Origin of the sequence: Pseudalkalibacillus sp. Hm43 (assembly GCF_051842935.1) — a bacterium.
Classification (GTDB): Bacteria; Bacillota; Bacilli; order Bacillales; family Fictibacillaceae; genus Pseudalkalibacillus.
On sequence record NZ_JBPXRR010000001.1, the window covers coordinates 57,999 to 72,251 of the forward strand.

Sequence of the window (14,253 nt, forward strand, 5' to 3'; positions counted from 1 at the left end):
GAAAGAATGTTAAAAGAATGTTAAGCGGTAGGGATACCCCTCCTTCTTCGAGAAATTATGTCATGCATCTTAAAATTTGAAGGAGGATTATGATGGAAAAAGTATTAGACGCTCAGTTAAAGCCGAAAGTCGCGGAGTTTTTGAACGGAACGAAGAAACTGTACATTAATGGACAGTGGCAACCTTCTGTATCTGGAAAGACGTTCAAAACATTGAATCCTTCCAATGGTGAAGTCCTTGCTGTCGTGAGTGAGGCAGAACATGAAGATGTAGACAGAGCTGTTAAGGCTGCTCGTAAAGCATTCGACGAAGGCCCTTGGTCGAAGATGAGTGCTGCTTCCAGAAGCCGCCTCATTTATAAGCTTGCTGATTTGATGGAAGAGCATAAAGAAGAATTAGCACAATTGGACACGTTGGATAACGGTAAGCCGATCCGTGAAACGACAAATGCGGACGTTCCGCTTGCAATCGAGCATTTCCGCTATTATGCAGGTTGGGCGACAAAGATCACAGGACAAACGATTCCTGTATCCGGAAAGTTCTTCAACTATACGCGCCATGAAGCACTTGGGGTAGTTGGACAGATCATCCCTTGGAACTTCCCACTCTTGATGGCTGCATGGAAAATGGGAGCTGCACTGGCAAGCGGATGTACAATCGTATTGAAGCCTGCAGAGCAAACACCACTTTCTGCACTATACTTAGCTGAATTGATTGAAGAAGCTGGATTCCCTGAAGGTGTTGTCAACATCGTAACGGGTTATGGTGAGACAACAGGCGGTCCGCTTATCGAGCATAAGCTTGTCGACAAGATCGCGTTCACAGGATCTACTGAAGTTGGTAAGCATATCATGAGCACAGCTTCTAAGGATCTTAAGCGTGTAACGTTAGAGCTTGGTGGTAAGTCACCGAACATCATCCTCCCAGACGCGGATATGTCGAAAGCGATCCCAGGTGCATTCTCTGGAATCATGTTCAACCAGGGACAGGTTTGCTGTGCGGGATCTCGCCTTTACATCCAGAAGAAGGCGTTCGACAATGTCATGGCTGATCTTGTCTCCCACTCTGAAAAATTGAAGCAAGGTCCTGGACTCGATCCGAACTCTGAAATGGGACCACTCGTATCAGAAGAGCAACATAATCGTGTATTGAATTACATTGAAAAAGGTAAGAGCGAAGGTGCTGAGCTCTTAACAGGCGGAACAAAGCCTTACGACCAAGGTTACTTTGTATCTCCCACAATCTTTGCTGACGTGAATGACAGCATGTCGATTGCGAAGGAAGAAATCTTCGGACCTGTCGTTGCTGCGATGCCGTTCGATGATCTTGATGAAGTCATCAACCGTGCGAACGATTCTGATTATGGGTTGGCTGCGGGTCTTTGGACTGAGAACCTGAAGAGTGCACACTATGTAGCGAACCGTATCAAAGCAGGAACGGTTTGGGTGAACTGCTACAACGCATTCGATGCTGCTTCTCCGTTCGGAGGCTACAAACAATCCGGTATCGGACGCGAAATGGGATCCTATGCGCTTGATAACTACACTGAAGTGAAGAGCGTCTGGATCAACATGAGCTGATTTCTCTTAAATATAAAAAGCTGGTCCAACCATCGGCGTCCGTCGATGAGGACCAGCTTTTTTTATGTTGATGTTTTCTCGCATCTTCCGTAGGGTAGAAGAATGTTATCATGAAGAAAAGTCCTAAAAGAGGTGTTTGCATGTTACGTAACCTATTTATACTCGGAATTGCCTTATTGCTCGTGGTCGGATTAGCTGCTTGCGGCGGTGGAAGTGAAGAATCCTCCGATGGAGGTGCTTCAACAGAGGAAAACGGTGGAGCTGAAAGCGGATCTAGCACGGTAGATGCTGCTGCAGCTCAAGAGTCTTTCAACCAGAGTTGTGCTTCCTGTCACGGAGAAAATCTGGATGGTCGAACCGCTCCAGGTCTTAAAAAAGTCGGTCAAGATATGAACAAGGAAGAAATTTTAGCGCAAATCAAAAACGGCGGTAGTGGAATGCCTCCAAACCTGCTTGAAGGGGAAGAAGCTGAGAACGTTGCTGCATGGCTTGCGACAATGAAATAAAGTGAGAAGAGGGCTGATCCGTTGTGATCAGCCCTTTCTAATATATCCCTTCAACATACACAGAAAGAGTGCATAGCCCAACTCTCCGTCTGCATAATGCCCCTGTTCAATTGATTCCAGAACTTCACTGACTGGAATTTGATGGACAGAGATGTCTTCGTCTTCATCTAAGTTTTGCATTCCCGTCTGGTGGGTTTCCTCAGTGAAAAACAAATGCGAGTGGCGGTTTGTAAAGTACGGTTGTGGAAAGAAGGTGCCTAGAGGAATCAGCTTACCCGCTTGAATTCCCGTTTCTTCTTCCAATTCTCGTCTAGCACCGGCGATCGGTTCTTCTCCTGAATCCAGGCCTCCACCGGGTAACTCGAACGTGTTTTTACCCAACTGGTGTCGGTACTGTTCAACGACGACCAAGTTTGTACCGCGCATGGCTACTACTGCTACGGAAGCAGACTCCGACTCTTCGATAAACAAAGAGCCCGTTTTCGTTTCGTTAACGGTCGTATCTCTATGCCTCAATAATGGCTTGAATCCCATAGGACGCCTCCCATATTTCTATATAATCTCTTTGACAACCCTCTAGAAATCATATTCCTTAATAAAGAAAACGGCATCGAATAAAGATGCCGTCTATCTGTGGAATAAGACTAATTCTCCCGCGGGTGAAGTCACTCGGCTCGTGTGGTTTTCGTAGCTGTTATCCTCCAAAATGCTTTGTCCGATTTTCTTCGCTTCATCATTATTCGGGGCTTCGAAGGATTCCTCGTAGATCTTGGAGCCTTTTTTATCGAATACGGTTACAATGTACATTTTCATAATGGTGTATAAGCCTCCTTTTCCTGCATATATTCTAGTCTTATGTCGAATCTCCTTCTTTCAATTCAAATTAACAAAAACATGAAACTTTTTCCTCCACCATACGTTATTAAGGGAGAGAGGAGCGATACGATGACTTTACATATTGAAAATGTGACGAAGAAATTCGGGAACTTCACAGCTGTGGACCATGTTTCATTCGAAATTCCCGAGCATCAGATATTCGGTTTATTAGGGGCGAACGGGGCTGGAAAAACGACGACATTCCGAATGATGATTGGACTTTTGAACCCGACGAGCGGACGGATTACCTGGAACAACAACCCTCTTACGACGAGTGATTCAGAATTGATCGGCTATTTGCCAGAAGAAAGAGGGCTCTATCCAAGCTTGAAAGTATCGGATCAATTGCTCTATCTTGGACGCTTGAAAGGGATGAAGAAATCTGAAATCATTCCTGAAATCAAAAAATGGTTGGAGCGGTTCAAGGTTCCGGAATATGAAAATAAAAAAGTAGAAGAGTTATCAAAAGGAAATCAGCAGAAGATTCAATTCATCGCTGCGGTTTTACATAAACCGAAGATCCTGATCCTTGATGAACCATTCAGTGGACTCGATCCTGTCAATGTCGAAATGTTGAAAGAAGCGGTCATCGAGCTGAAGAAGAATGGTACGACAATCGTGTTTTCTAGCCACAGAATGGAGCATGTAGAAGAACTGTGTGAACATTTGTGCATCCTTCATAAAGGTAATCTAGTCGTGCATGGTTCGTTGAAAGATGTCAAACGATCATTCGGCAAAAAGAATGTCACCGTATATGCGGATTTTGATCTGGCTTTCTTGAAGGAGGTTCCGGGTGTTGTTGGCTACAAGGAAGTGACAGAAGGGGTTAGGCTTCAAGTGGAAAGTGAAGATATCGCGGGTAAAATCTTCGACATGCTCCAGGGAAAGGGATTTGTTCGTAAATTCGACCTGGAAGAGCCATCCTTGAACGATATTTTCATTGAGAAAGTAGGTGCATCTTATGTATAAATTATGGATCGTCATGGCCCATACATTCAAATCCCGTCTTCGTACCAAGGCTTTCATCATAACGACGATCGCTTCTTTGCTGCTGGTTGTCGGATTGACCAATATGCAGACGATTGTCGGACTTTTTGATGAAGAAGAAGTACAAAAAGTAGCCGTCATCGATTCTTCGGACCGTTTTTACGAACCTTTGAAACAGCAAGTGGAAGCAGAATCGGATGATATCGAGATGGTCAAAGTGACGGAATCCGAAAGCGTAACGGAAGAAAAAGTCCGGGAAGGCGAGTATGATGCTCTCCTCGTGTTAGAAGAGAACAGTGAAGGCTTGCCAACAGGTCTATTCAAGGCCGAGAGTGTATCGGATGCTGGATGGATGAACAAGATTGAAAGCAGCCTGCAGCAAACGAAAGTCATGATTGCGACTCAGAACCTGGGCGTGGACCCGGCAGAGCTATCTAATTTATATTCGCCTGTTTCTTTTGAAACGGAAGCACTGAAAGAAAATGCGAAAACGGAAGAAGAGTTGAATCAGGCACGTTCCATCGTTTATGTCTTATTGTTCATCATTTATTTTGCGGTTATCTTTTATGGTTCCATGATTGCGACAGAAGTTGCGACAGAGAAATCGTCAAGAGTCATGGAAATCCTCATTTCAAGCGTTTCTCCCGTTAAGCAGATGTTCGGCAAGATTTTCGGGATCGCATTGTTGGGGCTGACACAATTTGCACTATTGTTCGGAGCTGGTTTCATTTCGATGAAATTTGCGCCGAAGTCAGATACACCATCATCCATCGATAGTTTCACAGATTTCATTGCGATCGATCAATTACCGGTTTCTACGATGATTTATGCGGTCGTCTTCTTCTTATTAGGATTCCTTCTGTATGCGACATTGCTTGCGATGCTGGGATCTCTCGTCAACAAAGTGGAAGAAGCGAATCAAGTCATCACACCTGTCATTTTGATCATTGTGGTGGCCTTCATGATCGCCATGTCTGGGTTAGGTAACCCGGATGCCACATTTGTGACGATCACTTCTTACATTCCATTTTTCACACCGATGATCATGTTCTTGAGAGCGGGTATGCTGAACATCCCGATTTGGGAAGTCATGATTGGGATCTTGATTTTGGTTGCGACCATCGGAATTTTCGCAATGATTGCTGCGAAAGTATACCGAGGAGGCGTCCTCATGTACGGAAATGCAACCAGCTTGAAGAGTTTGAAGAAAGCACTGATTTTTGCAAAACGATAAGCTCGATACAAACCCTGCAACGGACCTGTTTGCAGGGTTTTCTCATGACAAGATAACGAACAAACGCTCGTATAATATGGTAAAATGCGTATAAGGAAACTAAAGTTAAGAAAGGAGGATGAATTCATGCAAAAAGTCCGTTTTATACATACAGCAGATCTACACTTAGACACACCCTTCAAAGGACTCGGACATTTACCAGAAGCGATTTTCGAGCGTATCAAACAAAGTACCTTCGACTCCTTTGAGAGAATCATAACGGAAGCGATTCGGCAGAAAGTCGATTTTGTCGTCATCTCCGGAGATTTATATGATGGGGCGAATCGGAGTTTAAGAGCGCAGCTGTTTTTGAAAAAGCAATTTATCAGATTGGAAGAAGCCAGCATTGAAGTGTTCGCCATCCACGGCAACCATGATCATCTTCAAGGGAAGTTCGTCCAGCTTACCTGGCCGGAGAATGTCCATTTCTTTGGAAGTGAAGAGCCAGATATGCATTCTTTTCATAAAAACAATGATGTTGTCGCTCATCTGTATGGGTACAGCTATCCGCAAAGAGCTGTCACAGAGAATATCGCAGCTCGTTATGAGGTCATTGATGGTGCACCGTTCCACATCGCGTTGCTGCACGGAACTGTCGGAGGTAATACGGACCATGACCCTTATGCCCCTTTCACCATACAAGAACTTATTGAAAAACCTTTTGATTATTGGGCGCTTGGCCACATTCACATACGGTCAGAACTGAATCAAGAGCCACCTATCGTGTATCCAGGAAACATCCAAGGGTTGAATCGGAAAGAGGAAGGGTCGAAAGGGTGTTATCTCGTAGAACTTTCAGAAGCGGGGAACCACCTTCAATTCATCCAGACCGCACCGATCCAATGGCAAACGACGACTTTATCAGCTGAAGGAATAGGAGGGATGGACGATCTATTAAACGGGTTGCAGAAACTCAAGGAAACGTTTCGTTCTAATCTGACCGGTACGATATTGTCTGTATCCATCGCTCCGGATCACCCGTTTGAATCAGAGTTCCAGGACCCATCCGTCATAGAGGAAATGCTCGACCATCTGCAGGAAGGGGAAGAGGATGAAGCCTCTTTCGTTTGGATCAATCGACTGGTAGTGGAGCATCGAAACGAAGACCTGTTGCGAGAATTGAAAGACTCTCATTTTCTGAAAGAAATGATGGAAGTTTTCGATGGACTGGATCAATTGGACGAAGTGTTGCAACCACTCTCAAAACATAGAAAAGCGAAACGGTTTGTTTCCAGGGAAGCGTTTGATGCTGAAGAAATCAAACGTGAAGCACAGAATCTATTGATTGAAACGATGACGAGAGAGTCAGGAAGGTAGGCGGGACATATGAAACTGAAAAGCTTACATATTTTTGGCTTCGGTCGCTTTGAAAACCGTCTGATCGACTTTGAGTCAGAGGACATCCAGGTCATACTCGGGGAGAATGAGTCGGGTAAATCGACCTTGATGGCTTTCGTAGAGTACATGCTGTTCGGTTTTCCGAAGAAAAGCGAAAAGAGACTCCGGTATGAACCGAAAACGACTCAAGCTTATGGCGGAAGGTTGAAGATTGAAACGGAGCGTTATGGGATGTTGACCATTGAACGGACTGGAGGTGCTTCAGGGACAGTCCAGCTTTTTAACGAAGACGGAAGTACAGCTGATGAACAGTTGCTCAATCAAGTCTTAGCCGAAGTGAACCATATGATATTCCGGAATATTTTCTGCTTCAACCTGGATGGACTACAGAAGGTGAATGAAATCAAAGCCGATCAGCTAGGAGAGTACTTGTTCAATGCTGGACTGACCGGCGCACAGCAATTGAACACGATATCCGATCGCCTTGAAGATGAGCAAAACAAATTGTTCAAGCCGAACGGCAAGAATCCGCTTTTGAATCAGAAGCTTGAGAAATTGGTAGAACTGGATCAACAAGTGAAACAGTGGTCAAGCAAGCTTGACGAGTACTCAGCACAGAAGGAAACGCTCGATGTGAAGAAAGAAGAGTTGTCCGAGCTTGAACAGGAAAGATCCAGATGGCAAACGGCAGCATCGAAGCAACAGCATTTCCTTTCCATACATCCTTTATTGGAAAAGAAGAGGACGATCGAGACACAACTGGATGAGCTCCCGAACGCGACGCCTTTTCCTGAAGAAGGTCTGAAACGTTTGAAGATGGCAAAAGAGCGGATGCTCGAACTTGAAGGTGAAGTCCAACATTTAGAAGATTTAATCCTGCAAACCGAACAAACAAAAGATCAACTTGACTTGGACACAGAAAGGTTGGCGCAAGCCTCTGAACTTAACGAGCTGGAACGTTCCTATCATCTGTTCCAGGGTCGACAATCCGACTATGATAAATTGAACGAGCAAATCTCTCACTTGGAATCAGAGATTGTTGAAGAGAAAGATGCCGTCGGTACAGGATGGACAGAAGAGCAGGTACGTTCAGCGAATACAGATTTAGTCTCTAAACAACAGTTGACGACGATACTGAAAAAACTGGATCGACTGGAAAGTGAACAAAAACGTTTAGATCACGATTTAGAGCATTCACGTGTCCAGTTGGAAGAAAACGAAGATAAGCTGGCCAGACTGAAGAGCCGTCTAGTAGAAAAGGAGAAGGTGGAGGCGTATAAGGAACGACTGAAACGCCTTACGAGTCATTCTCCATCTCAAATCAAAGAGCAATTATCCCGCCTACAGCAAATGCAGAAGTCCGACAATCCGTATCCGATCCCAAAGATGATGATTTGGATGTTGATCGGATTAGGAATCATCCTCGCCGCATTCTGGATCATGAACGGAGATCTCATCACCGGATTGATTATCGGTATCGCTTTATCTGGGACAGGTGTGATCCTGAATAGTAGAGGGAATGGAACAGACAGGAAGTTCATCGAAGAAGAGATTAAGCAATTGGAGCGCCAGTTATCCAACCAGGACTATGATGAAAATGAAAAGGAAAAACTGGAAAAGATCCTGATGGAACAGCAACAATTCACTATTCAGAAAGCGCACCTGGAAGAGCAGACGATTGACTTGGAAAAACAATATCAACGGGTTGCAAGGTTATATGATCAATGGGAACTTGACGACATTCAAGTAAAGGAGGAGCTGCACTCTTGGCGGCAAACCTTCAATATGCCTGATCATGTACCGAATGATATGATGCTTGAGCTGTTCGATCGGATTGATAGGTTGAAGCGCCGGGTAATGGAATTGGAGAAACTTAAATCAAGACGTGTACAATTTCAAAATGAAATGGATCGACTCATGTCTAAACTTCAACGGCTCTCTCAAAATACCATTTCCGATCGCCATGATCTTGACCGAGAAATGAATCGATTAGTATCAGAATTGAAACAAGAGCTTGAAAAACAAGAGCAATTGAAGCACTTGGAAAAAGAGCAGGAGGATCTTCTGAAACGGATGGAAGGCTTCCAAAAGAAAGCATCACAGTATGAGAATGAAATGAAGAAGCTTTTCGCCACAGCGGAAGTCAATGATGAAGAGACCTTCTGGTCGAAAGGGAAAGCCAACGAAAAGTTCAACAATCTTATGGAGCAATTGCAGTTGGTCAATGCTCAGCTGGAACATTCGATTACCGAAGAGACTGTGGATGAACTGATGGATATAAAGCAGACCTTTGAACAGACGAAGGAACGGTTGAATGAGTTGAATCATCAAATTGAACAGGCTGATGGAAGAATCGATGGTTTAAGAGATGAATGTGCCACACTTCAGGCGAATATCACACACCTGGAAGAAGACGGATCCTACTCCAATCAACTGCATGCCCTTGAAATGGCGAAAAGTGAATTCAACGAGCAAGCAAAGCAATGGGCGATTTACAGGACAGCCCAGCACGCATTGAATGTGGCGAAACAAAACTATCAAGCTGAAAGACAACCAAGAGTCATGCGTCGGGCTGAAAACTATCTCGATAAACTGACTGAAGGAAGATATACCAGATTGATTGCTCCGAAAGGGGAAGAAAGTTTCCTCATTGAACGGAACGATTCAATCCTTTTCAGACCAGAAGAATTGAGTCGCGCAACGATGGAACAACTGTATCTCGCACTACGGTTTGCATTGGCAGGGGAATATGAGAATAGCGGAGCGTTCCCACTGATCATGGACGATATCCTCGTTAACTTTGATCAGAAGCGAAGAATTCTTGCATCTGAATTGATACAAACGATCGCGAAGGAGCGACAGGTTCTCTATTTTACATGTCATGAGACGACTGCTGAGCCGTTATCTACAGAATCGATCCGATTACCCTCACCGAACACGATGCAGCCGCAAACGTTCTAACAATGGATTTAGGAGTTGAATAGATTTGGGAGCTTACTTGATTTATTTGGTAGAAGATGAGACAGACCTCTCTTTACTGATGAAAGCGTATATGGAAAAGGAAGGCTGGACGGTCAAGGTTTTTCCGGATGGCAACAGTGCATTGGAAGCGATGGAAGACCCTCCTCATCTATGGGTGTTGGATATCATGCTGCCGGACATCGATGGATACGAGCTTTTACGCCGAATCAAAGAAAAGATGGAAACCCCTGTCATCTTCGCTTCTGCCAGAGACGAAGATCTCGACCGTGTAAAAGGTTTGGAATTGGGCAGTGACGACTATCTTTCCAAGCCGTTTCTGCCAAAAGAACTCGTCATCCGTGCGAAGAAACTGTTGCAGCGCATCTATGAAGGACCAGGTGGAAGGCTGCAAACCCGGTGGGTCAATCAATACAGCATCCAACCTATAGAGCGGAAAGTTTTCCATAAAGAAGAGGAAATCGACCTGACTTCCAAGGAATTCGATGTAGTCCTCTTTTTATCCGAGCATGTGAATGAAACGAAAAAACGATCGGAAATCCTTGAGGCCGTTTGGGGTAAGGATTATGTCGGATCAGAAAGAGCAGTCGATGACGTCATCCGCCGGGTACGAAAGAAGATGCCCCGCTTGAATTTGGAGACGTTGTACGGTGGCGGTTATAGGATCGAGCATCCATGAAACAGTTGAGTATCGCTCAGAGAATCTGGCTATCATTTTTCCTACTGGTCTTTGTGGTCGGGCTTTCTGTCGTGGTCATCTACCCGCTTTCCATGAGGGAAGCCCTCACAGACGAAACGTATCGATTAATTGAAGAGCAGCAGGAGTTGATTTTGCAAGGGACGAGTCCAGAGCAGCAGCTACCCGACTCTAGCATGAATTTCATCGAGCGGAGGGAAGCGACCCGGTCTGTCGGACATCTTCTATTAGGGAATCAATCGTTCCTGTTGAAAGGGGATGTCGTACCGGATGTCGTACTGAGTAAAATCTGGGAGAACGTTTCAACGCTGGATGGCCAAGTCGGAGAATTCCAACTGACCTATCGTGAAGCTTCGCTCTTTTACATCATCCGTCCCATAGAAGTGAACGGGAATCCGACGTATCTGGTCTCTTACATGTGGGACACCTATCGGGATCAGCTCGTCCAACGGCTTTGGGAACGTTTGATATGGATTTTCCTAATCGGTATCCTGATCAGCATCATCCCTGCTATCTGGTTGTCCAATTATTTGCGGAAGCCTTTAGTGGTTCTCGGAGAGCGGTTCGAGCAGATCGGGAACCGGGATTGGAAAGAGCCGTTACAGCTGAAAGGGGATCAGGATTTCGAGCTTTTATCGAACCAATTCGAGCGGATGAGGCAGAATCTCATCCGGAATGACGAGTCTCAGAAAATGTTCATCCAACACGCTTCCCATGAATTGAAGACACCGATCATGACGATCAAAAGCTATGCGCAATCCGTGAAAGACGGCGTGATGCCTGAAAAGGATCTCGAGGGGATGATGGATGTCATCCTTCAGCAATCCGGGCGGATGGAAGAACGGGTCAAGGATATGATCTACTTTTCAAAGCTGGATATGTTGCAAGATACAGAACCGGATGCTGTGAAAATCCGTTTCGGTACCTTGCTCGATGAGGTGTTGGATCGGTTCCGTTATCAACGTGAAGACCTTTCTGTCGTTCTTGAGGGTGAAGAGGTGGTCTTCCATGGTGACCGCAAGCAGTGGGAGGTTGTATTTGAAAACCTGATACAAAATGCTTTCCGTTATGCATCCTCTTATATCGAGATTACGGCCGATCAAAAGGATGGGAGAACCTACATGCTTGTAAAGAATGATGGGGAGCGCATACCGGAAGAGGACCTGGATGGATTGTTCGAACCGTTCCAGAAAAGCAATAAGGGGCAGTTTGGTCTTGGCTTAGCTATTGTAAAACGGATCGTAGAACTTCATAATGGTACTGTAGAGGTCCAAAACCATCAGGATGGCGTATGGATTCGGATGGTCATTTGAATATGGACCGTATGTCGTTAGAAGGATGATTTCATGGTAGAAGCTAAACAGAAGAAAACGGCACCATTGCTTTTATTAATGTTGAACCTATTTATCATCATGGTCGGAATCGGACTGGTCATTCCGATTCTCCCTTACTATGTAGAAGCATTCAACGCAACAGGAAGGGATCTCGGTTTGCTGGTCGCTTCCTTCGCATTCATGCAGTTTTTGCTTGCCCCGTTCTGGGGTAGGTTATCGGATCGAATCGGTCGTAAGCCGCTCATCACCCTAGGGATGTTCGGATTTGCTGCAGCGGAATTCATTTTTGCTTTTGCAACGGATCTATGGATGCTGTACGCTTCCAGAATTCTCGCAGGGACTTTCGGCTCTGCAATCATGCCGACAGCAATGGCGTATGTTGCAGATGTCACCTCAGAAGAAGATCGAGGGAAAGGCATGGGCCTTTTAGGGGCAGCCATGGCGTTAGGAATTGTCATCGGACCGGGAATCGGTGGTTGGCTCGCTGAAATCGAGCTCTCATTACCATTTTTGATTGCCGGTTGCGCAGGTACGTTGGCAGCCATCGTATCGGTATTCATGTTGAAAGAAACGTTGTCCGATGCAGACAAGGAAGCAGCGAAGAATGAAGAGAAAGTCAATCATCTCGTCCGGATGATGACCGCGCTGAAAAGCCCGGTCGGCTTCTTGCTCGTGCTTGTCTTCGTGATGAGCTTCGCCTTAGCGAACTTCACTTCCATTTTCGGATTTTACGCGTTGAAGAGGTATGGTTATGACCCAGCTGAAGTCGGCGTGATCGTAGCAGTGACGGGCGTGATCGGTGCCATTGCTCAAGGAACGCTCGTCGGAAGGCTCACAAAGCGGTTCGGAGACAATAGAGTCGTATCCGGATCATTACTGTTGAGTGCCATCGGGTTCGTCCTCATGGTATTTGCGTTTGATTATGTGACGGTTCTTTTGACCGTATCCATCTTCTTTTTAGGAAACTCAATTCTGAGACCATCACTCAATTCCTTCATTTCAAAACTTGCCGGAAAACAGCAAGGGACGATCATGGGATTGAACAACTCGTTTTTGAGTCTGGGGAATGCAGTCGGACCTGTCGTTGCAGGCTTCTTATTCGAGGTCAACATACATATTCCATACTTGCTCGGAGCAGCTGTATTGTTGGTTGCACTGGCCGCAGTGAAAGTATGGACAGCATCAAAGGTCGAGAACAGTACAATTGAAAACAGTAATTAATTAAGGAGGTAACGGAATGAAACGAGGTATCCAGCAATATGATGTAGGCGATGTATTTGATGATTTTCTGCTGATCAAATCAGCATCCAAAGGGGTGACGAGTACAGGCAAGCCGTTCATGACCCTCATTCTCCAGGATCATACAGGGGATATCGAGGCGAAACTTTGGGATTCATCACCTGAAGATGAGAAGCAATATTTGCCTGAGTACATCGTGCGTGTGATGGGTGACATTACAAGCTACCGCGGGAAAAATCAGTTGAAAGTGAAACAGATCCGATTATCGAATGAAGCGGATGGCGTCAGTGTTCATGATTTCGTCGAGACTGCACCGATTGCACAAGATGAAATGATCGAAGTGATCACCCAGGCGATTTTTGAAATGAAAAACCCGAACATCCAACGCATTACGCGTCACCTCGTGAAGAAGCATCAGAAAGCATTCTTGGATTTCCCTGCTGCGACGAAGAACCATCATGACTTTGTGTCCGGGCTTGCGTTCCATGTGGTCTCGATGCTTCGTCTCGCGAAGTCGATCGCACAGTTGTATCCATCATTGGATACCGACCTTCTTTATGCCGGTGTCATTTTACATGACCTTGGAAAAACGAGGGAACTCTCCGGTCCGGTTGCACCAAGCTACACACTTGAAGGGAATCTGCTTGGACACATCACGATGATGGTCGAAGAAATCAAGGAAGCGGCACAAGAACTGGACATTGATGGGGAAGAGGTCGTCATCCTCCAGCACATGGTCTTGAGCCACCATCATAAAGCAGAGTGGGGAAGTCCTAAACCGCCATTAGTCCGTGAGGCGGAAATTCTCCATTATATCGATAACATCGATGCGAAGATGAACATGATGGACCGTGCCTTGAGTAAAGTCGAACCAGGTGAATATACGGAGCGTGTCTTTGCCCTCGATAACCGTTCCTTCTATAAACCTCTGATGGATCATAAAAAGACTGTACCGACCAATATGTAATCTGTCATAAACAACCGTTTTCCTACATACCTTTGTAATATCAATGCTTGTCTACAAAGGGAGGAATTGTGATGCGTCGCCTTTACGTAGTCGCAACGGTTGTTTTATTTTTTGTCTTATTGCAATGGACAGGTATATACGCAAGCCTCACGCCCGTTTTGTCAGGTGTACCGTGGTGGATGTATTTCGTGATGGCCGGAATCGCCTACTCGGGATACCGGGCATGGCACCATGCGATGGAGGACAAGAAGCTTGATCGTGTCCACATCGAAGAAGAAGGTAAAGTGTATATGGAACGGATTGAAGAAGAAAAGAAGCGAAGAGACCATGCATCAGGAGAATGAGCATATATAGGTGAAAAAGCTGATTCAGCACAACCTTAATGGGGTGTCGAATCAGCTTTTTTATTTTTGAGGAAGAAAAAATCTGCAAAAAGGGCCTGATGATGAGAATTATAGATCAGATTTCAGAATTATA

The 14,253-nt window shown here is 45.3% G+C and carries 13 protein-coding genes; 11 read left to right on the forward strand and 2 right to left on the reverse strand.

Annotation, left to right across the window (positions count from 1 at the left end):
- Positions 1-92: 92 nt before the first annotated feature.
- Together ACSVDE_RS00360 and ACSVDE_RS00365 are read left to right on the forward strand one after the other, a co-directional pair.
- Complete coding sequence (locus ACSVDE_RS00360) at positions 93-1,580, forward strand: aldehyde dehydrogenase family protein (protein WP_439298979.1); 1,488 nt, start codon at positions 93-95, stop codon at positions 1,578-1,580.
- Positions 1,581-1,720: 140 nt separating this feature from the next.
- A complete protein-coding gene (locus tag ACSVDE_RS00365; RefSeq protein WP_439298980.1) occupies positions 1,721-2,086 on the forward strand; it encodes a c-type cytochrome in 366 nt (121 codons plus the stop codon).
- Between the two features lie 27 nt (positions 2,087-2,113).
- On the opposite strand, the gene ACSVDE_RS00370 is transcribed toward ACSVDE_RS00365, so the two are convergent.
- Positions 2,114-2,620, reverse strand: coding sequence for an NUDIX hydrolase (locus ACSVDE_RS00370; protein WP_439298981.1), 507 nt, complete (start codon positions 2,618-2,620; stop codon positions 2,114-2,116).
- 93 nt (positions 2,621-2,713) lie between these two features.
- On the reverse strand, positions 2,714-2,899 hold the full coding sequence (locus ACSVDE_RS00375) for a YhzD family protein (RefSeq protein ID WP_226548457.1): 186 nt from the start codon (positions 2,897-2,899) through the stop codon (positions 2,714-2,716).
- Between the two features lie 132 nt (positions 2,900-3,031).
- On the opposite strand from ACSVDE_RS00375, the gene ACSVDE_RS00380 reads away from it, so the two are divergent.
- The 9 genes from ACSVDE_RS00380 to ACSVDE_RS00420 all read left to right on the forward strand — a co-directional run bounded on the left by ACSVDE_RS00380 (position 3,032) and on the right by ACSVDE_RS00420 (position 14,120).
- Positions 3,032-3,931, forward strand: a complete 900-nt coding sequence (locus ACSVDE_RS00380; RefSeq protein ID WP_439298982.1) for an ABC transporter ATP-binding protein — start codon at positions 3,032-3,034, stop codon at positions 3,929-3,931.
- Positions 3,924-5,183: an ABC transporter permease gene (locus tag ACSVDE_RS00385; RefSeq protein WP_439298983.1), complete on the forward strand. Its 1,260-nt coding sequence runs from the start codon at positions 3,924-3,926 to the stop codon at positions 5,181-5,183. Before ACSVDE_RS00380 ends, ACSVDE_RS00385 begins: the two co-directional genes overlap by 8 nt.
- A gap of 126 nt (positions 5,184-5,309) precedes the next feature.
- Positions 5,310-6,539 carry a metallophosphoesterase family protein gene (locus tag ACSVDE_RS00390; RefSeq protein WP_439298984.1) on the forward strand — a complete coding sequence of 410 codons (1,230 nt, stop codon included), beginning with the start codon at positions 5,310-5,312 and terminating at the stop codon, positions 6,537-6,539.
- A gap of 9 nt (positions 6,540-6,548) precedes the next feature.
- Positions 6,549-9,521: an AAA family ATPase gene (locus ACSVDE_RS00395; RefSeq protein WP_439298985.1), complete on the forward strand. Its 2,973-nt coding sequence runs from the start codon at positions 6,549-6,551 to the stop codon at positions 9,519-9,521.
- A 25-nt stretch (positions 9,522-9,546) separates the two neighbouring features.
- The gene (locus tag ACSVDE_RS00400; protein ID WP_439298986.1) at positions 9,547-10,218 is read left to right on the forward strand and encodes a response regulator transcription factor; all 672 of its coding nucleotides are present in this window, start codon (positions 9,547-9,549) and stop codon (positions 10,216-10,218) included.
- Positions 10,215-11,549 carry a sensor histidine kinase gene (locus ACSVDE_RS00405; RefSeq protein ID WP_439298987.1) on the forward strand — a complete coding sequence of 445 codons (1,335 nt, stop codon included), beginning with the start codon at positions 10,215-10,217 and terminating at the stop codon, positions 11,547-11,549. The genes ACSVDE_RS00400 and ACSVDE_RS00405 overlap by 4 nt, the downstream gene beginning before the upstream one ends.
- A 33-nt stretch (positions 11,550-11,582) precedes the next feature.
- Positions 11,583-12,791 (forward strand): MFS transporter, encoded by a 1,209-nt coding sequence (locus ACSVDE_RS00410; protein WP_439298988.1) that lies wholly within the window; start codon positions 11,583-11,585, stop codon positions 12,789-12,791.
- A 16-nt stretch (positions 12,792-12,807) separates the two neighbouring features.
- Positions 12,808-13,776 (forward strand): 3'-5' exoribonuclease YhaM, encoded by a 969-nt coding sequence (yhaM, locus tag ACSVDE_RS00415; protein WP_439298989.1) that lies wholly within the window; start codon positions 12,808-12,810, stop codon positions 13,774-13,776.
- A 71-nt stretch (positions 13,777-13,847) separates the two neighbouring features.
- The gene (locus ACSVDE_RS00420) at positions 13,848-14,120 is read left to right on the forward strand and encodes a sporulation YhaL family protein (RefSeq protein ID WP_439298990.1); all 273 of its coding nucleotides are present in this window, start codon (positions 13,848-13,850) and stop codon (positions 14,118-14,120) included.
- The last annotated feature ends 133 nt before the right edge of the window (positions 14,121-14,253 follow it).